Annotated in this window: 17 protein-coding genes; 12 read left to right on the plus strand and 5 right to left on the minus strand. The window is 71.8% G+C overall.

The genetic code is table 11. The features are described 5' to 3' along the window. Positions 1-5 precede the first annotated feature (5 nt). On the plus strand, positions 6-524 hold the full coding sequence (locus FHT37_RS15435; protein ID WP_183482638.1) for a hypothetical protein: 519 nt from the start codon (positions 6-8) through the stop codon (positions 522-524). 31 nt (positions 525-555) lie between these two features. Here FHT37_RS15435 and FHT37_RS15440 read toward each other — a convergent pair whose 3' ends face one another. Beyond that, positions 556-1,458, minus strand: coding sequence for a LysR family transcriptional regulator (locus FHT37_RS15440; RefSeq protein ID WP_183482640.1), 903 nt, complete (start codon positions 1,456-1,458; stop codon positions 556-558). A 131-nt stretch (positions 1,459-1,589) separates the two neighbouring features. On the opposite strand from FHT37_RS15440, the gene FHT37_RS15445 reads away from it, so the two are divergent. Together FHT37_RS15445 and FHT37_RS15450 are read left to right on the plus strand one after the other, a co-directional pair. Then, on the plus strand, positions 1,590-2,336 hold the full coding sequence (locus FHT37_RS15445; RefSeq protein WP_183482642.1) for an SDR family NAD(P)-dependent oxidoreductase: 747 nt from the start codon (positions 1,590-1,592) through the stop codon (positions 2,334-2,336). Between the two features lie 10 nt (positions 2,337-2,346). Then, a complete protein-coding gene (locus FHT37_RS15450) occupies positions 2,347-2,583 on the plus strand; it encodes a 4-oxalocrotonate tautomerase family protein (RefSeq protein WP_091727508.1) in 237 nt (78 codons plus the stop codon). 43 nt (positions 2,584-2,626) lie between these two features. Here the strand turns inward: FHT37_RS15450 and FHT37_RS15455 are convergent, their stop codons facing one another. Next, positions 2,627-3,169, minus strand: coding sequence for a hypothetical protein (locus tag FHT37_RS15455; RefSeq protein ID WP_091727512.1), 543 nt, complete (start codon positions 3,167-3,169; stop codon positions 2,627-2,629). A gap of 150 nt (positions 3,170-3,319) precedes the next feature. Between FHT37_RS15455 and FHT37_RS15460 the strand changes: the two genes are divergently transcribed. The 3 genes from FHT37_RS15460 (at position 3,320) to FHT37_RS15470 (ending at position 10,531) form a co-directional block, all read left to right on the plus strand. After that, entirely contained in the window at positions 3,320-6,562 is a 3,243-nt protein-coding gene (locus FHT37_RS15460) for a hypothetical protein (protein WP_183482644.1), read from the plus strand. Further along, positions 6,514-8,295, plus strand: coding sequence for an SWIM zinc finger family protein (locus tag FHT37_RS15465; protein WP_310739747.1), 1,782 nt, complete (start codon positions 6,514-6,516; stop codon positions 8,293-8,295). The genes FHT37_RS15460 and FHT37_RS15465 overlap by 49 nt, the downstream gene beginning before the upstream one ends. Before the next feature lie 319 nt (positions 8,296-8,614). Continuing rightward, on the plus strand, positions 8,615-10,531 hold the full coding sequence (locus FHT37_RS15470) for a reverse transcriptase family protein (RefSeq protein ID WP_183482646.1): 1,917 nt from the start codon (positions 8,615-8,617) through the stop codon (positions 10,529-10,531). Positions 10,532-10,540: 9 nt separating this feature from the next. Here FHT37_RS15470 and FHT37_RS15475 read toward each other — a convergent pair whose 3' ends face one another. Both FHT37_RS15475 and FHT37_RS15480 read right to left on the minus strand, forming a co-directional pair. Continuing rightward, complete coding sequence (locus FHT37_RS15475) at positions 10,541-11,224, minus strand: YitT family protein (protein ID WP_091727523.1); 684 nt, start codon at positions 11,222-11,224, stop codon at positions 10,541-10,543. A 76-nt stretch (positions 11,225-11,300) separates the two neighbouring features. Beyond that, a complete protein-coding gene (locus tag FHT37_RS15480) occupies positions 11,301-12,329 on the minus strand; it encodes an amidohydrolase family protein (protein ID WP_091727526.1) in 1,029 nt (342 codons plus the stop codon). A 252-nt stretch (positions 12,330-12,581) separates the two neighbouring features. Between FHT37_RS15480 and FHT37_RS15485 the strand changes: the two genes are divergently transcribed. After that, entirely contained in the window at positions 12,582-13,712 is a 1,131-nt protein-coding gene (locus FHT37_RS15485) for an NAD(P)/FAD-dependent oxidoreductase (protein ID WP_409072714.1), read from the plus strand. Between the two features lie 86 nt (positions 13,713-13,798). Next, entirely contained in the window at positions 13,799-15,670 is a 1,872-nt protein-coding gene (locus FHT37_RS15490) for a DUF885 family protein (protein ID WP_255489672.1), read from the plus strand. 15 nt (positions 15,671-15,685) lie between these two features. Here the strand turns inward: FHT37_RS15490 and FHT37_RS15495 are convergent, their stop codons facing one another. After that, positions 15,686-16,627: a LysR family transcriptional regulator gene (locus FHT37_RS15495; protein ID WP_091727530.1), complete on the minus strand. Its 942-nt coding sequence runs from the start codon at positions 16,625-16,627 to the stop codon at positions 15,686-15,688. Positions 16,628-16,741: 114 nt separating this feature from the next. Here FHT37_RS15495 and FHT37_RS15500 point away from each other — a divergent pair, with 114 nt between their 5' ends. The 4 genes from FHT37_RS15500 to FHT37_RS15515 all read left to right on the plus strand — a co-directional run bounded on the left by FHT37_RS15500 (position 16,742) and on the right by FHT37_RS15515 (position 21,579). Next, positions 16,742-17,251 carry a DUF6265 family protein gene (locus tag FHT37_RS15500; protein WP_091727534.1) on the plus strand — a complete coding sequence of 170 codons (510 nt, stop codon included), beginning with the start codon at positions 16,742-16,744 and terminating at the stop codon, positions 17,249-17,251. Between the two features lie 100 nt (positions 17,252-17,351). Beyond that, positions 17,352-18,788, plus strand: a complete 1,437-nt coding sequence (gene dbpA, locus FHT37_RS15505; RefSeq protein ID WP_091727538.1) for an ATP-dependent RNA helicase DbpA — start codon at positions 17,352-17,354, stop codon at positions 18,786-18,788. Continuing rightward, a complete protein-coding gene (locus tag FHT37_RS15510) occupies positions 18,785-20,038 on the plus strand; it encodes a DEAD/DEAH box helicase (RefSeq protein ID WP_183482651.1) in 1,254 nt (417 codons plus the stop codon). The genes dbpA and FHT37_RS15510 overlap by 4 nt, the downstream gene beginning before the upstream one ends. Positions 20,039-20,241: 203 nt before the next feature. After that, complete coding sequence (locus FHT37_RS15515) at positions 20,242-21,579, plus strand: glycosyl hydrolase 53 family protein (RefSeq protein WP_183482653.1); 1,338 nt, start codon at positions 20,242-20,244, stop codon at positions 21,577-21,579. Positions 21,580-21,620 lie beyond the last annotated feature (41 nt).

The following is a 21,620-nucleotide window of genomic DNA, read 5'->3' on the forward strand; positions in this document are numbered from 1 at the left end:
AAGACATGGCGGACAAGAAGGAGATCCAGGCGCGGGCCGAAGCGCTGCTCGCGCAGGGCGTGGGCAAGTCCGAGGTGTTCCGGCAGCTGTCCGGACAGGGCATGAAGGACAGCCGGCTCGCGGCCTGGCTGGCCGCCCGGCATGACCCGCAGGCGCGCGCCGAGATGAGCCTGCACGTCAACATCCTGGTTGGGCTGATGGTGCTGCAGGCGCTGATCGTGCTGGCGGTCGGCTGGCAGGTCTCGATGTGGCTCGGCCTCGCGTTGACCAGCATCCCGCTGCTGTTCGCCTGGGGCTTCCGCAAGCCCTACGCCGGCGCCTACACCGGCTACCTGTTCCTGTCGATCGTCACGGTGGGCCGCAACGTGGCCCAGCTGTTCCCGATCACCACCGGCGGCCTGGTTGGCGTGGCACTCTCGATCGCCATGATCTGCTACGTCTTCTGGATCCAGCGGCGGATCTTCCCGGACATGAACTTCCTCGGCCCGATGCGCAAGGGCAGCCGCTTCGTCTTCACGACCTAAGGTCGGCCGCAGGCTGTTCAAGGCCGCGCCCTCAAGGCACGAACAGCGCCCGCTCTTCCTCGAAGACCTGCTGCAGGTGGTCCGCGACCGTCCGGATCGCACGGGCCTTGCGGTCCTGGCCGCGGATCAGCAGCCACATCTCGCGCGCCTCGCGGGTCGGCGTCTGCGCGCATTCGCGCAAGCCCGGCACCTGGCGTCCGATGTAGTGCGGCAGCAGCGCCAGGCCGGCGCCGGTCCGCGCCGCGATCGCCTGCGACATGTGGTTGTTGGCGCGGAAGGCCACCCGCCTGCGCGGAAAGTGCTGCGCGAGCCAGGTGGCGTCGGGCATGTCCGCGTTCTCCTCGTCGAAGCCGACGAACACCGGCGCCGCGCCGCCCTCGACCGCCGCGCAGATCGCCGGCGTGCCGTAGAAGCCGAAACCCATGGTGCCCAGCGGCTTGGCGATGAAGTCGCCGTCGCGCGGTCGCATCAGGCGCACCGCGATGTCGGCGCGGTGACGGTCCAGGCTGACCGGGCGCAGGTCGGTGGCGAGGTCCAGGTCCAGCCCCGGATGCACCGCGGAGAGCCGCGCGAGCCGATCGATCAGGAAGCCCTGCGACAGCGCCGGTGGCGCATTGACCCGCACCAGCCCGCGCACCGCGTCGTCCTCGTCGCCCTCGCGGGCGAGCGTCAGCGCGGCGGCTTCCATCTCGCTCGCGGCGGCCAGCGCCAGCCGGCCCGCCGGTGTCAGCGCATAACCGTCGGGCCGGCGGTCGACGAGCTTGTCGCCGAGGCGATCCTCCAGCGACTGGATGCGGCGCGCGATCGTCGCGTGATTGACCGAGAGCGCCCGCGCCGCCGCCGACAGGCTGCCGTGCCGCCCGAGCGCGAGGAACACCCGCATGTCCTCCCAGTCCACGCCCCGGCGAGGGCCTGTGCGTTTTTGATCAGCCATTGAGACAGGATAGCGGCTACCGCTGGCGCAGGCCGGCTCCTACGCTTCGTCCAACGCCTCCCGATCCCCGATCGCCGCGGCGTCCCCGACGACCCCGGATCCTCCGGATCCCGCATGAACAGGAGCCTTCCATGTCCACCGCTTCCAGCACCGCCACCGCCACCGCCACCGCCGCCACGCAGCGGGTCGCCCTCATCACGGGCGCCTCGCAAGGCATCGGCGCCGGCCTCGTCGCCGCCTACCGCGCCCAGGGTTATGCGGTCATCGCCAACTCCCGCAACATCCAGCCGGGCGACGACGCCGGCGTGATCGCCGTGCCCGGCCACATCGGCGACCGTGCCGTCGCCCAGCGCATCGTCCAGACGGCGCTCGACCGCTTCGGCCGCATCGACACGCTGATCAACAACGCCGGCATCTTCCTGGCCAAGCCCTTCACCGAGTACACGCTCGCGGACTACCAGGCCGCGTTCGACGTCAACGTGGCCGGCTTCTTCCACCTCACGCAGCTGGCGCTGCCGCAGATGCTGTTGCAGCGGCACGGCCACATCGTGCAGATCACGACCACGCTGGTCGACCAGCCGATCGCCGGCGTGCCGGCCGGCCTGGCCAGTCTCACCAAGGGCGGCCTCGATGCGGCGACGCGCTCGCTCGCGATCGAATACGCGAAGAGCGGCGTGCGCGTGAACGCGGTGCGTCCCGGCGTCATCAAGACCCCCATGCATGCACCGCAGACCCATGAGTTCCTGGCCGCCCTGCACCCGATGGGCCGCATGGGCGAGATCAGCGAGGTCGTCGACGCGGTGATGTACCTGGAGCGCGCCGGCTTCGTCACCGGCGAGCTGCTCAACGTCGACGGCGGCCAGCACGCCGGCCGCTGAAAGGACCCCCATGCCCTACGTCAACATCAAGGTGACCCGCGAGGGCACCGCCCCCGGCGCCAGCGCCACCACGCCCGAGCAGAAGGCCGCCCTGATCCAGGGCGTCAGCGACCTGCTCTTCGAGGTGATGGGCAAGCCGCGCCACATGACCTTCGTCGTCATCGACGAGGTGGAGCTCGAGAACTGGGGCGTCGGCGGACTGCCGACGGCGGAGTTCCGCCGGCGGCAGTCCGGGACGCCGGGCTAGGGAGGCCCTGGAAAACGCGGCGCGGCACGGGAGGACCGGGCGCTCAGCCGCCCTTGATCCTCACCGTGAAGGTCAGCTTGTAGCTGCCGCCGTCGCCGCCGTAGTTCAGCGGCGACAGCGCGGTTTCCGTCGTCACCGTCGGCACGACGAAGCTGTGCCAGCCGAGGTACTCGTCGTTGGACAGCGAACTGGACACGAGGCTGGACAGCTTGGGCCCCACGATCGAGCGCAGCTGCGCCGCCGTCAGGTTGGACCAGCCGCTCTGGCCATAGACGTTCCAGATCGACTGCAGCATCAGCTGCAGCACGCCGCCGCTGCCCAGGTCCGGGTCCCAGTCCTCCTCCAGCAGCCAGGCGAAGACGAAGGCGCCGCCGGCCTCGGCCTCGTCGACGATCTGCCGCGTGTTGACGATGCGGCCCTTCAGGAAGTGGTTGTCCCAATCGGGATCGCGCACGCGGATCAGCTTGCCGCCCGGCACGTTGCGATGGGCCATGAACACCAGCACATAGGGCGAGTCGCCGCCGTCGCCCTCGCTCGTGTCGTCCAGGCACTTGATCTGCGTCACCATCAGCTGGCGTGTCGGCATGGTCGTCTCCCTGCGCATCCCGCATCGCGGCCACCGCCCGGGATCGGGCCGTGAAGAAGCCGTGAGCCAGACTAGGCAGCCCCCCCGAAAGGGCCCATCCCTAGGTCGGCATCGCCCCCCTAGAATCGCCCGTCGCAGGGGGAGAAGCACTTGAGGAAGATCGCATCCGCGACGCTGATCCGCGTCCATCCGCGCGAGCGCCGTTGCACGGTGGAACTGGTCGAGCTCGACCGGCCCGCCGGCCGCACTGGCAGCGATGACGCGGCCCGCTACGTCGTCAACGTCCGCCAGGACAGCGGCGAGTCGTCGCTGACCGCCACGCCCTGCACCCTGGCCGAGGCGCAGCGCCGCGCGCTGGACTTCCTGCGCCGCCGGCTCGCCGCGGGCGAGACGCTGCTGCGGCGCGACGGCTTCGAGGCGCTCGGTGTCGAGCCGGAGATCGCCGCGGCCCCGCTTTCCACCCCCTCCGTTCCCACGGCCTCCACACCTTCGGGCGCCCCTGCCGGCCCCGTCCCGCCGGCCATCGCCGCGCTCGTGGCCCGTTTCGCGCCGGCGCGCTGGACGCTCGAGCCCGACGATCGCCGCGCTCGCGCCGCCTGGCGCGTCGCCGAATGCAGCGACCGCGGCGACGCCGATCCCGCCGCGCAACGCGCGCTCCAGTCACTGGTGCCGCGGCTGGTCGAGCTGCTGGAGAGCGGCTCCGACCTGCTCGACCTCTGCCTGGCCGCCGCGATCGGCCGGCTCGGCGATCCCGGTGCGGCCGAGGCCATGGCCGTGCTGTCCGAGCGCGGCCGCAGCCCGGCCACGAAACGGTATGCCCACCAGGCCCGGCTGATGCTGCTGGCGCCCGACGCGCTGCAGTCGCACCTCGAGGTCGCCGCGAGCCAGTGGTCCGCGGAGCTGGCGCTGCCGGCCGAAGGCCCGGCGCTGGTGCTCGCGCTGCTCGACGCGCTCGAGGCCCGCCGCCTCGACTGGCCCGACCTGCTGCAGGACTGGTACGACCTCGCCCTGGTCCGCCCCGACGTGCGCGCGAAGGTGTTGAGCCTGCTGCGCGCGCTGCCCCTGCAGGCCGAGGCCTTCCAGGCGCTGCGCTACGTCTACAAGACCGCGGAGCTGCGCCGCGACGCGGAGGTCCTCGGCCTGCTGCATGCGCGCTTCGAGAACACCCGTCCCGCCCAGGGCGGCCTGACGACGCGCCACTACCTGGACCCGTCCACCGGCGAGTGGATCGTCCGCAGCGCCGGCAGCAAGCGCAAGCCGGCGCGCGCCTACGGCCGCCGCACGCGCGAGTACCTGCGCCTGCGCGGCTGGCGCGGCCTGCGGCGGCTGGCGGCGATCGGGCATCCGCATGCGCCGGTGCTGGCGGTCGAATTGCTGCTGGGCCTGCGCGACGACGAGGTGCCCGCCGCCGTCACCGAGACCCACATCGAATGGCATCGCCTGCAGACGACGCGCACCGAGCGCCACTTCCCCGCCGGCGCGCATTGGCTGCTGGTGTCGCGCCTGCTGCTGCCGGCGCTGCCAACGCTGGGCACCGGCGCGCGGACGCGGCGCGTGTGGACGCGGGAGCCCCTCGACGTGACGCGCGCGCTCCCGCAGCGGCCCGAGGGCCTGCGCGCGATGTGGGACGCGCATCCCGAGGCGCTGCTGCGCCTGGCGATGGCGAGCCGCAGCGCGCTGGTGCAGGCCGTCGTCGCGCGGGCGCTGCAGGACCATGCCGAATTCATGCAGCAGCAAGCGCCGGCGGTGCTGGAAACCCTGCTGCGCAGCCCCTATGCGACCGCCGCGGAGACCGGCTTCGCCGCGGCGCGCGCGCACATCGAATCCGGTGACGCCGCCGCGCAGGTGCCCTGGCTGAAGCTGCTGGCCGCGAGTGCCCACGCCGGCGCGCGGGACTACGCGCTGCTGCACATCGCCGGCGACCCGGGCCGCTTCGCCGGCCATGCCGACCTGGTCGTCGCGCTGCTGCTCAGCGGGCAGGAGCGCGCCCGCAAGCAGGGCCACGGCCTGGCGCTGCTTGCGCCGCCGCAGCCGCTGATCGAGGAGCTGCTGGCCGCGCTGCTGGCCGTCGATGCCGCCGACCCCGGCCTGGACGAGGGCGCGACGCTCATCGAGCAACTGCTGGCCGGCCCGCTGGCGCCGGCCGCGTCGGAGGCGGTGATGCCGCGGCTCGGCGCGCTGCTGCCGCTGCTGGACCATCCGTCGACGGCCGTCGTGCGCGTGGGCGTGAGCTGGCTGCTGCTGCATCCCGCCGGGGTCGCGCTGCTGCCGCCGGCGCTGATGACGCGGCTGATCACCGCGGAGGATCCCGAGCGTCGCGCCGGTGGCGTGCGCCTGCTGGCGGCGCTGCCCGACGAGGTGCTGCGCCGCCAGGTCGAGCTGATCGGCGACCTCGCGACCCATGCCCATGCCGGCATTCGCGCCGCGATCGCACCGGCGCTGCTGCGCGTGGCGCGCGAGGACGCCGACTTCGCCCGTCAGGTCGCCGACCGCCTGCATCGCTCGCTGTTCCAGACGGAAAGCGGCGAAGGCGCCCATGCCGACGCGCTGCGCTGGCTGACGCAGGATCTCGCGCCGCACGCGCCGGCCCGCGACGCCGCCGGCAGCTGGCGCGCGCTGCAGGCGCGCAGCACCGGCGCGCAGCGCTACGGTGCCTGGGCGCTCACCACGCTGACCTCGGACGACTTCTCGCCGCGCCAGCTCGCCACGCTGGTCCGCCATGCCGATGCCGGCGTGCGCGCCTGGGCGATGCGGGCGCTCGACACCCGCCTGCCGCCGGTGCCGTCGCACGAGCAGTCCGAGCAGCTGCTGCCGCTGGCCGAATCGAGCTTCGACGATGCGATCTCGTACACGCGGACGCTCTTCGGCGAGCGCCTGCCGGACGAGTCCCTCGCCGTCGAACTGCTGATCGCGTGGGTGGACCATCCGCAGGCCTGGGTGCAGGCGCTGGGCCGCGCGCGACTGGTGCGCCGCATGAGCGCCGCCGACGCGTCGCTGTGCCTCACGCGCCTGAGCCAGCACCCCGGCACGCAGGTGCAGCTCTTCGTGACGCAATGGCTGCTGGAGCTGCCGACCGATGACGCGCCCCGGCTGGCGAGGCAGCTGCGCGCGCTGACGCCCTACTTCCTCACGGTGCTGAGCCAGGTCCATCGCGGCCGCGCCGCCAAGTCCCGCGTCACCGCCTTCCTGCGCGCGCAGATCGCGGCGCCGGAGACCGCCGAGGTGGTGGCGGAGATCTTCGCGCGCCAGGTCGTGACCGCCAGCCTCACCGACAAGCCGCAGTACATCGCCGGCCTGCGCGACATCGCCGCGCGGCATCCCGGCATCGCGCTGCCCTTCCTGAGGTGGCACTCGCCCGCCGGCGCCACCACGACCACCGCCGACCCGGCCTGACGACGATGCAGTTCCGCTACAAGTACTACGGCAGCACGACCGTCGACGACACCGCGGCGTCGCAGTCCTTCCACTTCGCGCCGGACACGCTGCGGCCGCCGACCGCCTTCGACGGCCTGCTGCGCAGCGCGTCGCACGCGCACCTGGCGTTCCGGGAAGCGATGTCGGCGCTGCATGCCGTCGTCGTCAGCGACCAGCGCTATCGCGGCCGCGACAAGTCCGTCTACCGGCAGTGGCTGGCGGAGAACGAGCAATCGCTGCTGGCGCGCTTCATGTCGCGCTCGGCCGAGCTCAAGCAGTCCAGCGAGACGCTGAACACCGAGCTGCGCACGCTGCGCGCGAGCAAGCAACGCGTGCTCGCGCCCTTCTACAAGGCGCAGCAGGCCTATTTCAACTGGCTGTTCTGGAATCACCGCGACGCCTGGTACGTGCTGGACCCCGTCATCACCGTGCATCCGGAGCGCCTGCTGTTCGAGGCCTTCAGCCAGGACGAATCGACCTACTGCGCGGTCAGCGTGCGGCATGACGTGTTCGACCGCACCGGCGAGATGGCCTGCGGCACGACCAACATCGACTACTCGGCCAGCCTGCACGACGAGTTCCAGAAGATCCGCGACTACAAGGCGACGCGGCTGCAGCTCGATCCCGCCGGCTTCACCGTCGCCACCGGCGACGACCCGGCCTTCCGCGAGGAGAAGATCGACCTGCCCGACAGCTGGGTCCGCGGCTTCCTGCAGGTGTCCAGCGCGATGACGCTGCCGGCCACCGTCGTCGAACTGCATCCGATGGACCTGCACAACCTGTGCGCCGCGCTGCGCCAGCGCAAGGAGCGCGCGGGGCCGCGCTCGCTGCGCTTCGAGCTGTCGCCGGACGGGCCGGCGCGGATGGTGCTCGAGCCCTGGAACCAGGTCTTCACCGCGCGCCGCAGCGCCATCGTCGGCGCGCCGCTGACCGCGCCGCAGACGATCCGCGTCTGGGGCCGCCGCCGGCTGCTGACGCTGGAGCGGCTGATCGCGCTGGCCACGCGGGTGCACGTACACCTGCTGGGATCGGGCATGCCCAGCTTCTGGGTCATCGAGCTGGGCGACATCACCGTCACGCTGGGCCTGTCCGGCTGGACCGCCAACGACTGGTCCGATGCCGGCCGCTTCCACCTGCTGCAGCCGCGGCACGAGGTCGCCGAGGCGACGACGCTGTCGGTGGCCGCGGCGCTGCAGTCGCAATGGATGGCCTCGTCGGCCGAGCTGGCCTCGCGGACGCAGCTGCCCCGCGGCGATGTCGACGCGGCGCTCGGCCTGTGGGTGCAGGCCGGCCGCGCCGTCTTCGACCTGCCCACCGGCCGCTACGCCTGGCGCGAGCTCACGCGCGAGCCGCTGCCGCTGGCGACGCTGCGCTTCTCCAGCCCCGAGGAATCGACCGCGCTGGCACTAATCCACGAGAAGCGCGTCAAGCTGCGCGACATCACGCCGCAGGGACAGCGCCTGGTCATCGACGGCGAGGTCCGGCTCAAGGACCGCAGCCATACGCCGCGCCTGGTCCTGAACGCCGACCAGCAGCTGGTCGACGGGCAATGCGATTGCAATTTCCATCGTCAGAACCGCCTGCGTCGCGGCCCCTGCGCGCACCTGCTGGCCCTGCGCCAGCTCGCGCAGCCGCGGCTGGCCGAATGGTCGCCGGCGGTGCCGGACGCCGCCGCGGCCGCAACACCTGGCACCACACCGGAGGCGGCATGACGAGGCTTGTGGTTAAACTGATTTCGAGTGCAGCGCGCAGGCTCTTGCAACCCGGACGGTGTTTCGCCGTCCTTGCCACCTGCCGTTCCATGCGTCACGGGCGCCGTCTTCACTGTGCCGCGCAGCACCACCGTCGCAGATTCCCATGGGGCTTCCCTGAAGCGAATCGTGCGACGGTGGTGCGCGCGGCGTCGAGTGGACAGCGCCCGTCCCTCAAGCCTTCCAGGCTCTTCGACGAGAAGCGCGCTGCACTCCCCTTCCTCCCCTTCTTCCACCGCTTGTCCGCCGCCTCGCCGGCGCCGCTCCCAGGAGGCGCCGCATGAGCGACCGCGTCCCCACCCGCGCCGAGATCATCGAGCGCATCCGCGCCTCGTCCAAGGACGCCTTTGTCCTCGAGGAAATGCAGCGCCTGGGCTTCTGGCCCGCGGGCGAAGGCAAGCCCTCGATCGAGGCCGCGCTGATCCAGCGCGAGCTCGAGCTGATGAAGGCGCTGGACGACATGCAGCAAGAGCTGCGCAGCCACGGCGATCCCGAAGCGGCGCTCAAGCGGATGCGCGAGGAGCGCCTGGCGCAGGCCCGCGCGAAGCGAGAGGCGACCGCGCAGGCCCGCGAGCAGCGCCGCCACGAGCGCGCGCTGCGCTGGCACGAGGCGCGCAAGACCGACGCCGGCTACCTGGGCGAGGGCGTGTCCGGCGGCCTGCGGCCCGCTGCCGCCGGTGCGCCGGCCCGGCCGCTGGCCGACGGGCTTCCCGCCCTCGCCACGCCGCTAGCGCTGGCCGGCGCGATGGGCCTGACGCTGCCCGAGCTCAAGTTCCTGTGCTTCCATCGTGAGGTCGCACGCACGTCCCACTACCGCCGTTTCCTGCTGCCGAAGAAGACCGGGGGGCAGCGGACCATCTCGGCGCCGATGCCGCGGCTCAAGCGCGCGCAGTACTGGGTGCTGGACCAGGTGCTCGCCAAGGTGCCCAGCCATGCCGCCGCGCACGGCTTCCTGCCGGGGCGCAGCATCGTCACCAACGCCACGCCGCATGCGGGGCGCGAGGTGGTGATCAACCTCGACATCCAGGACTTCTTCCCGACCATCACCTTCCCGCGCATCAAGGGCGTGTTCCGCGGCCTGGGCTACGACGAGCGGGTCGCCACGATGCTGGCGCTGCTGTGCAGCGAGAACCCCTGCGACGAACTGGAGGTCGACGGCGAGCGCTTCTTCGTCGGCGGCAAGGGGCGCGACCGCGTGCTGCCGCAGGGCGCGCCGACCAGCCCGATGCTCACCAACGTGCTGTGCCGCAGGATGGACCGCCGGCTGCAGGGCATCGCCGACAAGCTGGGCTTCGCCTACACCCGCTACGCCGACGACCTGACGTTCTCGGCCTCCGGCGAGGGCGCGGGCCAGGTCGGCACGCTGCTGCGGCAGGTGCGCCACGTGCTGAAGGACGAAGGCTTCACGCCGCATCCGGACAAGCAGCGCGTGATGCGCGCTGGCTCCCGGCAGGAGGTCACCGGCGTGGTCGTCAACGACAAGCCCTCCGTCTCGCGCGAGGAACGCCGCAAGCTGCGCGCGGCGCTGCACAAGGCGTCGCGGGAGGGCGTCGAGGCGGCGACCTGGCAGGGGCAGCCGGCCACGCGCGAGGTGCTCGTCGGCTACGGGCGCTTCGTCGCGATGGTGGACCGCGAGCAAGGCGCGCCGCTGCTGAAGCAGGCCCTGGCCTTGCCCGGCGGCGCGGCGAAGCGGCGCTCCGCCTTCGGCGCGCTGTTCCGCCAGAAGGCCGCGGCCGGCGAGGCGCCCGTGCTCGCGCGCGGTGCCTGGTGGCAACCGGCGGAGCCTCCGGAACCGGTGCTGCAGCAGACCGCGGGCCAGATCAAGGCGGCGCGGCAGGCGCGACTCAATGACGAGCGCACCGCGCGCCGTGGTGGCAAGCCGCCCGCGCCGAGCCGCGCCGATCAGCGCCGGGCCGAGCAGGCCCAGCGCCTGGCGGACCACGAGGCGCAGCGCGCCGCCCGCCGCTCGGTGGGCGCCGCGCCGGGCGCGGCCGGGGCTGATCGGCCCTGGCTCCTCTACGTCAAACAGTTCGCGCTGCTGCTCGGCATCGCTGCCGGGCTCAAGTCGGAGCTGATCCTGTACGCCGGCGTCATCCACCTGCTGCTGCGCATCAAGTCGCGCGACCGCGGCTGGTGGGAGTTCTGGCTCGGCATCGGCCTGCTGGTGCTGGTCAACGCGCTGCTGTTCCGGCGCTGAGCGCGGGGATCACAGCACGGCATAGCGGCCGGGCTTGTGGTTGACCGCGATGAAGAGATTCATCACCACCGCCGCGAGCACCGAGTAGGCGACGCGCTCCGGATCGACCACCGTCAGCGCGAGCAGCACGATGGCGCAGTCCATGGCCATCTGCACCTTGCCGGCGCGCCAGCCCTTGGCCTTCTGCAGGTAGAGCGACACGATGGTCGCGCCGCCGAGGCTGGCGCGATGTCGCGCCAGGAACAGGCAGCCCGAGCCCAGCAGCGCGCCGCCCAGGATGGCGGCATAGGCCGGATGGATGCGGTCGATGGCGAAGAGCTTGGGCGAGAACTCGGTCATCACCGACAGCAGCGCGATCGAGACGAAGGTCTTGAGCGTGAACTCGCGGCCCATGCGGGTCCAGGCGAACCAGTAGAACGGCAGGTTGATCAGGAAGAACAGCTTGCCCAGGCTGACGCCGGTGGCGTAGTGCAGCACGAAGGCCGCGCCCGCGGTGCCGCCGGTCAGCAGCCCGACCTGCGCGAACAGGATCAGCGCCAGCGACACGAACAGCGTCCCGGTGAAGATCGCCTGCGCATCCTCGAAGGGCGTGTGCGAGCGGATCGCCAGGTCGGCGAGCGGCTCGACGGCGGCGGGTGCGGCGGCGGGTGCGGCGGCGGGCGGCGGGGCGGGGTCGTTGGGCGTGGCGCTCATCCCAGGCACGAAGCAGAAAGCATGCCCGGGAGTGTCGCAGCAGGCGGGGCGGCTGGCGCTTGTCCCTGGGCGCGTCTCAGCGCCCCTGCGCCTTCAGCCGCGCGTCCAGCCGCGGGAACACGCGGCGCGCATTGCCCTCGTAGACCAGGTGCCGCTCGGCGTCGCTCAGGTGCGGCGTGGCCTCGATGTAGCGCTTGGTGTCGTCGTAGGAGTGCCCGGTCTCGGGGTCGATGCCGCGCACCGCGCCGATCATCTCGGACGCAAAGAGCACGTTCTTCACCGGGATCACCTTCGTCAGCAGGTCGATGCCAGGCTGGTGATAGACGCAGGTGTCGAAAAAGATGTTGTCCAGGAGGTGCTCGTCGAGCAGCGGCTTCTTGAGCTCCTGCGCCAGCCCGCGGAAGCGCCCCCAGTGGTAGGGCACCGCACCGCCGCCGTGCGGGATCAGGAACTTCAGCGTCGGGAAGTCCTTGAACAGGTCGCCGGTCAGGCACTGCATGAAGGCGGTCGTGTCGGCGTTCAGGTAATGGGCGCCGGTCGTGTGGAAGCAGGCGTTGCAGCTGGTGCTGACGTGGATCATCGCGGGCACGTCCAGCTCGACCATCTTCTCGTAGAGCGGATACCAATGGCGATCGGTGAGCGGCGGGCTGGTCCAGTGGCCGCCGGAGGGATCGGGATTCAGGTTGAGGCCGACGAAGCCGTAGTCGCGGACGCATTTCTCCAGCTCCGGCAGGCAGCTCGCGGGATCGACGCCGGGACTCTGCGGCAGCATCGCGGCGCCGACGAAGTGATCCGGGAACATCGCCGCCACCCGCGCGCAGAGCTCGTTGCAGATCGCCGCCCAGGTGGACGAGGTCTGGAAGTCGCCGATGTGGTGCGCCATGAAGCTGGCGCGCGGGCTGAAGATGGTCAGGTCCGAGCCGCGCTCCTTCATCTTCTTGAGCTGGTTGGTCTCGATGGACTCGCGCAACTCGTCGTCGGAGATCTTCAGCGCGCTCGCGCTCGGCGCCTTCGCGGGGTCCTTGAGCGCCGCGACCTGCAGGTCGCGCCAGGCGCCCAGCGCCGCCGGGGCCGTCGTGTAGTGTCCGTGGACGTCGATGATCATGGGGGTCTTTCTATCGGCTGCGGCGGATTGTGGACAGCCCGGCTCCATCGTCCTAGGTATGGCCAGGACTAGCTGCTATTCAGATCCGGCATGGCGGCGCGAGAGCGGGGAGCCGGATGCGTTAAGCTCCCGCGCCCGCCGCGATGCGCCCTCCGCGCGCCGCCGGGCAGCGATTCACAGGTCGAAGGGAAGTGTGTGCAGGACGTGCGGGACACCGATGTCGTGATCATTGGCGCGGGTGCCGCGGGGTTGATGTGCGCTGCGCTGGCCGGGCAGCGCGGCCGCCGCGTGCTGCTGGTGGATCACGCCAACAAGGCCGGCAAGAAGATCCTGATGTCCGGCGGCGGCAACTGCAACTTCACCAACCTCTATACCGAGCCGGCCAATTTCCTCTCGCAGAACCCCCACTTCTGCAAGTCGGCGCTGGCGCGCTACACCCAGTGGGATTTCATCGCGCTGGTCAACAAGCATCAGATCCCGCACCACGAGAAGAAGCTGGGCCAGCTGTTCTGCGACAACAAGTCGATCGACATCCTGCGCATGCTGCTGGCCGAGTGCGAGGCCGTCGGCATCACGCCGATGCTGGAGACCTCGGTCGACCGGATCGAGAAGACGGAAACCGGCTACCGGCTCGAGACCTCGGCGGGGCCGATGCAATGCCAGTCGCTGGTGATCGCCACCGGCGGCCTGTCGATCCCGACCATGGGCGCCACCGGCTTCGGCTACCAGGTGGCCCGCCAGTTCGGTCACCAGCTGCTGCCGACGCGGGCCGGGCTGGTGCCGTTCACCATCACCGACCAGCTCAAGGACCTGTGCAACGAGCTCAGCGGCACCTCGGTCGACTGCCTGGTGAGCTGCAACGGCAAGAGCTTCCGCGAGAACATCCTTTTCACGCACCGCGGCCTGAGCGGCCCGGCGATCCTGCAGATCTCGTCCTACTGGCTGCCGGGCCAGGCGGTGGAGATCAACCTGCTGCCCGACCTGGACGTTCCTGCCTGGCTGGCGCAGCAGCGCAACGACCGGCCCAATGCCGAGCTCAGGACGCTGCTGGCCGAGCTGTTCACCAAGAAGATGGCGACGTTGATCGCGGAGCAGTGGTTCGTCTCCAAGCCGATCAAGCAGTACGCCCACGCGGAGCTGGAGCAGATCGCGCAGCGCCTGTCGGCCTGGCAGGTGGTGCCGGCGGGCACCGAGGGCTACCGCACCGCGGAGGTGACGCTGGGCGGCGTCGACACCAAGGAGGTGTCGTCCAAGACCATGGAATCGCTCAAGTCGCCGGGGCTGTACTTCATCGGCGAGGTCCTGGACGTCACCGGCCACCTGGGCGGCTTCAACTTCCAGTGGGCCTGGGCGTCGGCGCATGCGGCGGCGCAGTACGTTTAGAGACACGCCCTGACACCCGGGAGTGACGAATAGCCGGTTACCCTGCCGGCCGTTCCAATCGACGCTTCGTCGACCAGGGAGATCACATGACCAAGACGATCCGATCCGGCGCCGCGCCCGCCGTGCGCCGCCGCACCTTGCTCGCGGCCGGACTGGGCGGCGTGCTGGCCGCGCCGGCGATGCAGGCCCTGGCCGCACCGGCCGCCACCTCGAGCGCCTCGAACGACTTCAGCGCCGCCGGCTTCGACGCCTGGGCCGAACGCGTCGCCGCCGAGCGCATGCGGCATGCGCCGGAGCACGCCACCCGCATGCAGTACTTCCAGGGCGAGGTCCAGGCCCGCCTCGACGGGCAGTGGGATTCGCTCTCGCGCGAGGACGAGCTCGCGGACATCGCCCGCGACCGCCGCGCCCTGGCCGAACTGGCGCGCTTCCCGCGCGACGCGCTGTCGCCGACGCAGCGCACCTCCGCCGCGCTGATGGCCTGGACGATGCGGCAGAACGTCGCCGAGGGCGAGTTCCTCGACCACCCTTACGTCTTCGAGCACATGGACGGCGTGCATGTCGGCCCGATCACCTTCCTCGTGCAGGAACACCCGATGCGCCACGCGGCCGACGTGCGCAGCTACCTCCAGCGCATGGACGGCCTGGCCGCGCTGATGGACCAGGGCATCGTCCGCGCCCGCGCCGCGCAGGCCAAGGGCATGCTGATGCCGCGCTTCATCACCGCGACCGCCGTCGGCCAGGTCGAGCAGTTCGTCGCGCCGAAGCCGGCGGACAACCCGCTGGTGGTGTCGCTGGCGGAGCGCATGGCGACCCTGCCCGACATGGACGCCGCCGCCCGCCAGCGCGCCCGCGCGCGGGCCGAGGCCATCGTCGCGAGCTCCATCATGCCGGCGTGGCGCCGCGGCCTCGCGCTGCTGCGCGCGCAGCTGCCGCGGACCACCGATGACGCCGGCGTCTGGCGCCTGCCCGATGGCGACCGGTTCTACGCCGCGCGGCTGCGCGCCAACACCACCACCGAGCTCTCGCCGGCCGAGATCCACGCGATCGGCCTGAAGCAGGTCGCCCGCATCGAAGCCGAGATGGACGGCCTGCTGCGCCAGCTGGGCTACGCCGAGGGCAGCATCGAGCAGCGCTATCGCAAGATGGACGCCGACCGCCAGCCCAAGGACGCCGCCCCGCAGGTCCAGCTGCTGGACCGCTACACCACCTACCTGCGCGACGCGCAGGCACGCGCGCGGCTGCTGTTCGACGTCATGCCGAAGGCGCCCGTCGAGGTGCGCCGCGAGCCCGCGCTGACCGAGCCCACCGCCGCCGCCCACTACACGACCCCGGCGCCGGACGGCTCCCAGCCGGGCGTGTTCTGGGCGCCGCTGGCCGGCCCCACCTACGACATCGCGGACATGCGGACCCTCGTGCACCACGAGGCCATCCCGGGCCACCACTTCCAGCTCGCGATCCAGATGGAGGCCAGGGACCTGCCCTACTTCCGCCGTCGCGCCGCGTTCTCGGCCGGCTCGGCCTACGTCGAGGGCTGGGCGCTGTACGCCGAGCAACTGGCGGTCGAGAACGGCTGGTATGACGGCGATCCGGTCGGCCACCTCGGCCAGCTGTACGGGGCGCTGTTCCGCGCCCGCCGGCTGGTGGTCGACACCGGCCTGCATGCGATGAAGTGGACCCGCCAGCAGGCCATCGACTACGGCATCACCCCGCAGGAGGTCGACCGCTACGTCACCTGGCCGGGCCAGGCCTGCGCCTACATGCTGGGCCGGCTGCGCATCGAGGCGCTGCGCGAGCGCGCCCGCCAGCAGCTCGGCGAGCGCTTCGACATCAAGCAGTTCCACAACACGGTGCTGCTGACCGGCGACGTGCCGCTGACGGTACTCGAGCAGGTGGTCGACGACTGGGTCGGCACGCGCCGCGTGGCCGGGAGCTCCTCGACGACCGCGGCGCCCTGACTCCCGACGCGCGCATCAACCCTCGCCTGGCCCTGACGCCGCCGGCACGATCGCCGGCGCATGCCGTCGCATCAACTCGTCGACCCAGTCGATGAACACGCGCAGCTTGGCGCTGACGTTGCGGTTGGGCGGATAGGCGAGATACATCGGCATCGGGTCCATCGTCCAGTCCTCGAGCAGCGGCACGAGCTCGCCGCGCGCCGCATGCGGCCCGGCCATGTAGCGCGGCAGCCAGAGCACGCCCATGCCCGCAAGCCCGGCCGCCAGGTAGGCATTGCCATCGTCGGCCGCGACGACGTAGCGGCCGCGCACCTCCACCGATTCCTCCCCGCGCCGCATCTGGATCGGCGCGATGCGTCCCGTGCTCGCGCGCAGGAAGCCGACGATGCGCTGCGGGTCCGCCTCGATGTCGCGGGGATGCGCGGGCACGCCGGTCGCGTCCAGGTAGGACGGCGCGGCATACACGCCCAGCGGCAGCTCGCCGATGCGTCGCGCGATCAGCGACGGCACCGTGACCTCGCCGCCGCGCAGCACCGCGTCGACGTTGTCGCCAATGACATCGACGATGCGGTCGCTGACGCCCATGTCGAGCTGGATCTCCGGATGACGCGCATGGAACTCCGGCAGCGCCGGCATCAGGACCAGCCGCGCGAAGGGCGTCGGCACGTCGACCCGCAGCCGGCCGCGCGGCGACGTGGTGGCGCTGGACAGCGCCGTGTCCGCGTCGTCCAGGTCGGCCAGCACGCGCACCACGCGCTCGTAATACGCGGCGCCGTCCGGCGTCACCCGGACCTGCCGCGTCGTGCGATGCAGCAGCTTCACCCGCAGGCGCGCCTCGAGCTGCTGCACCAGCTGCGTCACGGTGGTCTTGCTCAGGTGCAGCGTCTGCGCCGCCTTGGTGAAGCTGCCGGCCTCCACCACGCGGGCGAAGGCGAGCAGCGCATCGAATCGGTCCATCGTCGAGTCACCTTGATTGCTGTTGGCGAGATCGGGCGCATTCTCTTTCGCCGCCGGCTGGCGCCAGCGCGGCGCCGGCGGTAGATTCGCGCATCGTCCCCCGGAGCCCACGCCATGCGCCCTCGCCTCGCCGCCGTGATTGCCTTGCCGCTTGCCGCCCTTGCCTCCGCCCTCGCCCCCGCCAACGCCCATGCCGAGGACGTCCAGCTGGAGCGGCTCGGCTGGCTGGCCGGCTGTTGGGCCGCAGAGAAGGGCGAAGCGGGCTCGGTGGAGCACTGGCTGCCGCTGGCCGGCGGCACGATGCTGGGCATCGGCCGCACGGTCAGGAACGGCCGCACCGTCGAGCACGAGTTCATGCAGATCCGGCTCAACGCCGAGGGCCAGCCGGTCTTCATCGCGCAGCCGTCGCGGCAGAAGGAGGCGACCTTCGTGGCCACCTCGATCGGCGAACGCGCCGTGACCTTCGAGAACCCGGCCCACGATTTCCCCCAGCGCGTGATCTACCGCGCCGTCGGCGACACGGGGCTCGCCGCCCGCATCGAGGGCCAGCGCAACGGCACGACGCGCGGCATCGACTTCCCGATGCGGCGCGTGGCCTGCGAGGCGGCCAAGCCCGCGCCCTGACGGCGGACGGCCCCGCCGAGCGGGCCCGAAACGCGACTTCATCGTCGATTCGCCGGCAGGCGGGCCCGGGGCCGGCGGCGCGGATCGCCGACAATCGCGCATGACCCGCACCGATCCCACCGGCTCCGCCGCCCCGGCAGCGCCGACGCCCGCGTCCGACGCGACCGCCTTCGACCGCCTCCCCCTGCCCCCCGCCATGCTGGCCAACCTGCGCCAGCTGGGCTACCTCTCGATGACGCCGATCCAGGCGGAAAGCCTGCCGCTGACGCTGGGCGGCCACGACCTGATCGCGCAGGCCAAGACCGGCAGCGGCAAGACCGCGGCGTTCTCGCTGCCGCTGCTGGCCAACCTGAATCCGCGCCGCTTCGCCGTCCAGGCCCTGGTGCTGTGCCCGACGCGCGAGCTCGCCGACCAGGTCACGCAGGAGATCCGCCGCCTGGCCCGTGCCGAGGACAACATCAAGACGCTGACCCTGTGCGGCGGCGTGCCGATCCGCACGCAGCTCGCCAGCCTGGCGCATGGCGCCCATATCGTCGTGGGCACGCCGGGCCGCATCCTCGACCACCTGCAGCGCGAGACGCTGTCGCTGGAGGCGCTGAACACGCTGGTGCTGGACGAAGCCGATCGCATGCTGGACATGGGCTTCGCCGAGGACATCGCCCAGGTCGTCGCCCATTGCCCGAAGCAGCGCCAGACGCTGCTGTTCTCGGCCACCTATCCCGACGACGTGGCCGCACTGGCGGGCCGCTTCATGCGCGACCCCAAGACGGTGACGCTGACCGAGCGCCATGCGGCCAACAAGATCCGCCAGCGCTTCTACGAGGTGACCGAGGCCGAGCGGCTGCATGCCGTCGGCCTGCTGCTCAACCACTTCCGCCCGGCCAGCACGCTGGCCTTCTGCAACACCAAGCAGCAGTGCCGCGACCTCGTCGCCGTGCTGCAGGCGCAGGGCATCGTGGCGCTGGAGCTGCATGGGGACCTGGAACAGCGCGAGCGCGACCAGGTGCTGGTGCGCTTCGCCAACCGCAGCTGCAGCGTGCTGGTCGCCACCGACGTGGCCGCGCGCGGCCTGGACATCGCGCAGCTCGAGGCGGTGATCAACGTCGACATCACGCCCGATCCCGAGGTGCATGTGCATCGCATCGGTCGCACCGGCCGCGCCGACGAAGCGGGCTGGGCCTTCAGCCTCGCCAGCCTGGACGAGATGGGCCGCGTCGGCCGCATCGACCAGATGCAAGGCAGCGTCAGTTCCTGGTCCCCGCTGTCCGAGCTGACCGCCACGGCCGGCGGCCCGCCGCTGCGGCCGCCGATGGTGACGCTGCAGATCCTCGGCGGCCGCAAGGAGAAGATCCGCCCCGGCGACGTGCTGGGCGCGCTGACCAAGGACCTGGGCCTGGACGGCGCCAGCATCGGCAAGATCAACGTCAACGAGTTCTCCACCTACGTGGCCATCGCGCCCGAGCTGGCGGACCAGGCGCTGCGCGGGCTCAATGCCGGCAAGGTGAAGGGCAAGTCGGTGAAGGTGAGGCGCCTGTGAGCGACTTCGCCGACCTCGGGCTGTCGCCCGCGCTGCTGCGCGCCGCCGATGAACTGGGCTTCGACCGCCCCACCCCCATCCAGGCCGCGGCCATCGCGCCGATCCTGGCCGGTCGCGACCTGCTGGGCAGCGCCGCCACCGGCTCCGGCAAGACGGCCGCGTATGTCTTCCCGGTGCTGCAGCGCCTCGATGCCGGCGTGCGGCCGGCGCTGCGCCGCGCGCAGGTGCTGGAGCTCGTGCCCACGCGCGAGCTCGCCGCGCAGGTCGGCGAGACCCTGATCCAGGTCGGGCGCTTCCTGCGCGAGCCGGTCAAGGTCTCCGTGCTGTATGGCGGCGTGTCGATAAATCCGCAGATGATGGCGCTGCGCGGCGGCGCGGACATCGTCGTGGCGACGCCGGGCCGGCTGCTCGACGTGGTCGCGAAGAACGCGCTGAAGCTGGGCGACGTCGACTGCCTGGTGCTCGACGAGGCCGACCGCCTGCTCGACGCCGGCTTCGCCGACGAACTGGCGCAGGTGCTGGCGCTGCTGCCGCGCCGGCGGCAGAACCTGCTGTTCTCCGCCACCTTCCCGGACGCGGTGCAGGCGCTGACGACCCAGCTGCTGCACGACCCGGTGCGCGTCGAGGTCAGCGGCGAGCCGGCCACCGAGGGGCAGATCGAGGAGCATGCCGTCGAGGTCGATGCCGCGCGGCGCACGCCGCTGCTGCGCCACATGATCGAACGCGGCGACTGGTCGCGCGTGCTGGTCTTCGTCGCCACGCGTTATGCCTGCGACCACGTGGCCGACAAGCTGCGCCGGGCCGGCCTGGAGGCCGCCGCCTTCCATGGCGACGCGAGCCAGGGCGCGCGCACGCGCACGCTGGCCGACTTCAAGGCGGGCCGGCTGCGGGTGCTGGTGGCGACCGATCTCGGTGCGCGCGGCATCGACATCGCGCGGCTGCCGGTCGTCGTGAACTACGACCTGCCGCGCGCCGCCGCGGACTACACGCACCGCATCGGCCGCACCGCGCGCGCCGGCGAGAACGGCCTGGCAGTGAGCTTCATCAGCGCCGCCACGGAAGCGCACTTCCGCCTGATCGAGAAGCGCCAGGGACGCCGCGTCGCCCGCGAGCGCATCGCCGGCTTCGAGCCGACCGAGACCGCGACGCCGGACGCGGCGACCGGCGGCGTCAAGGGCCGGCGGCCCAGCAAGAAGGACAAGCTCCGGGCGGCGGCGGCGGCGGCGGCCACGGTGAAGCGCGGCGCCTGAGGCCGATGCGTTAGGCCGATGCGTTAGGCCGGTGTGTGACGTCGGCGCGTCAGGCCCGCGCGGGATCGGGAAACCCCTCACCCCCGCCCTGCGGCAATCGACGACACTAGTCGCAAGGTTAAGCGATTAACCTGACCAGCAAGATAGCTGGCACCGACAACAAGGCCGAGGCGCCGCCAGGCGTCCCGGCGAGTGAGACAGCCGTGATCCTGCCGCGCCCGTTGCCCCGTCCTGGCGTCACCCGACGCAACCTGGTGCTCTCCGGTGCCGCGCTCTGCGCCGCCGGATCAGCCGTCGCCTCCGCGTCCGCTGGCGCGCCTGCCGCCGAACCAGCGTCCGCGCCGGCCGCTCCGTCCGTCCCCCGCTGCGACGCCGACGCGGACGGCGCGATCAAGACCTCTCACCGCAAGGACTTCATCCTCGGCGTCGACATCTCCACGCTGGAGACCGTCGAGCGTGGCGGCGGGAAGTTCTCGACGGCCGACGGCCGGCCGGGCTCCGCGCTGCAGATCCTGCGCGCGGCCGGCATGAACTGGGGCCGCTTGCGGCTGTGGCACACGCCGGTCAACGCCCACGACGTGATCGAGGACGGCCGCATCGTCTCGCGCCACGGCGAGCCCGTCGGCGGCGGCGACAACGGCCTGGCCGTCACGCTCCGGCTGGCCCGGCGGCTGAAGGCGCAAGGCATGAAATGGCTGCTGGACATCCACTACAGCGACCACTGGACCGACCCCGGCAAACAGGCGAAACCCGCCGCCTGGACCCGCCTGCATGGCGCGGCGCTGGCACAGGAGGTTGAACGTTATACCTCCGAGGTGCTGAAGGCCCTCCACGACCAGGGGACCGACCCGGACATGATCCAGGTCGGCAACGAGATCAACGGCGGCATGCTCTGGCCCGACGGCAAGACGTGGCAGCAGACGCCCGACGAGCAGGTCGGCGGCGACGCGGCCTTCATCGCGCTGCTGCGGGCCGGCATCCGCGGCGTCCGGGCCACCGACGCGCTGCGCGGCGGCCGCCTGCCGGTGATGCTGCACCTGGCGCACCAGGGCGACGGCAAGAGCGCCGAGACCTTCCGCCGGGTCTACGACGGGTTCGAGGCCGCCAAGCTCGACTACGACGTCATCGGCCTGAGCTGGTACCCGTATCACCACGACCCCTACGACGCGCTGCGCGACAACCTGCGCCTGCTGTCGGACCGCTACCGCAAACCGCTGGTGGTGGTCGAAACCGCGTACGGCCACCAGCTGGACAACCCCGGCGGCGGCGGCGCGGTCTTCAACGAGGAAGGCGCGCGCCGCTCCGGTTATCCCGCCACGCCCGAGGGCCAGGCGCGGATGCTGCGCGACGTGGTCCGCGCGGTGGCCGCGGTGCCGCAGGGCCTGGGCGTCTTCTACTGGGAGCCCGCCTGGCTCGCGGTGCCCGGCGCGGGTTGGCGCACCGGCGACGGCAACGGCTGGGCCAACCAGACGCTGTTCGACGACCGGGGCCGGGCGCTGCCCTCGCTGACCGCGATGCGCGACGCGGCGCCCTGTCGCTGACGCCCTCCCCTGACCGACGTCCCACGATCCCAAGACCCCAC

The sequence above is a fragment of the Mitsuaria sp. BK037 genome (assembly GCF_014193045.1).
GTDB lineage: Bacteria > Pseudomonadota > Gammaproteobacteria > Burkholderiales > Burkholderiaceae_C > Roseateles.

What these genes read in the sequence shown, in the direction of transcription:
- FHT37_RS15500 (WP_091727534.1), top strand. Translation starts at nt 16,742, where the DNA reads ATGCGCCCTCGCCTCGCCGCCGTGATTGCCTTGCCGCTTGCCGCCCTT.
- FHT37_RS15495 (WP_091727530.1), bottom strand. Translation starts at nt 16,627, where the DNA reads ATGGACCGATTCGATGCGCTGCTCGCCTTCGCCCGCGTGGTGGAGGCC.
- FHT37_RS15485 (WP_409072714.1), top strand. Translation starts at nt 12,582, where the DNA reads ATGTGCGCTGCGCTGGCCGGGCAGCGCGGCCGCCGCGTGCTGCTGGTG.
- FHT37_RS15450 (WP_091727508.1), top strand. Translation starts at nt 2,347, where the DNA reads ATGCCCTACGTCAACATCAAGGTGACCCGCGAGGGCACCGCCCCCGGC.
- dbpA (WP_091727538.1), top strand. Translation starts at nt 17,352, where the DNA reads ATGACCCGCACCGATCCCACCGGCTCCGCCGCCCCGGCAGCGCCGACG.
- FHT37_RS15480 (WP_091727526.1), bottom strand. Translation starts at nt 12,329, where the DNA reads ATGATCATCGACGTCCACGGACACTACACGACGGCCCCGGCGGCGCTG.
- FHT37_RS15440 (WP_183482640.1), bottom strand. Translation starts at nt 1,458, where the DNA reads ATGGCTGATCAAAAACGCACAGGCCCTCGCCGGGGCGTGGACTGGGAG.
- FHT37_RS15435 (WP_183482638.1), top strand. Translation starts at nt 6, where the DNA reads ATGGCGGACAAGAAGGAGATCCAGGCGCGGGCCGAAGCGCTGCTCGCG.
- FHT37_RS15455 (WP_091727512.1), bottom strand. Translation starts at nt 3,169, where the DNA reads ATGCCGACACGCCAGCTGATGGTGACGCAGATCAAGTGCCTGGACGAC.
- FHT37_RS15470 (WP_183482646.1), top strand. Translation starts at nt 8,615, where the DNA reads ATGAGCGACCGCGTCCCCACCCGCGCCGAGATCATCGAGCGCATCCGC.
- FHT37_RS15490 (WP_255489672.1), top strand. Translation starts at nt 13,799, where the DNA reads ATGACCAAGACGATCCGATCCGGCGCCGCGCCCGCCGTGCGCCGCCGC.
- FHT37_RS15445 (WP_183482642.1), top strand. Translation starts at nt 1,590, where the DNA reads ATGTCCACCGCTTCCAGCACCGCCACCGCCACCGCCACCGCCGCCACG.
- FHT37_RS15475 (WP_091727523.1), bottom strand. Translation starts at nt 11,224, where the DNA reads ATGAGCGCCACGCCCAACGACCCCGCCCCGCCGCCCGCCGCCGCACCC.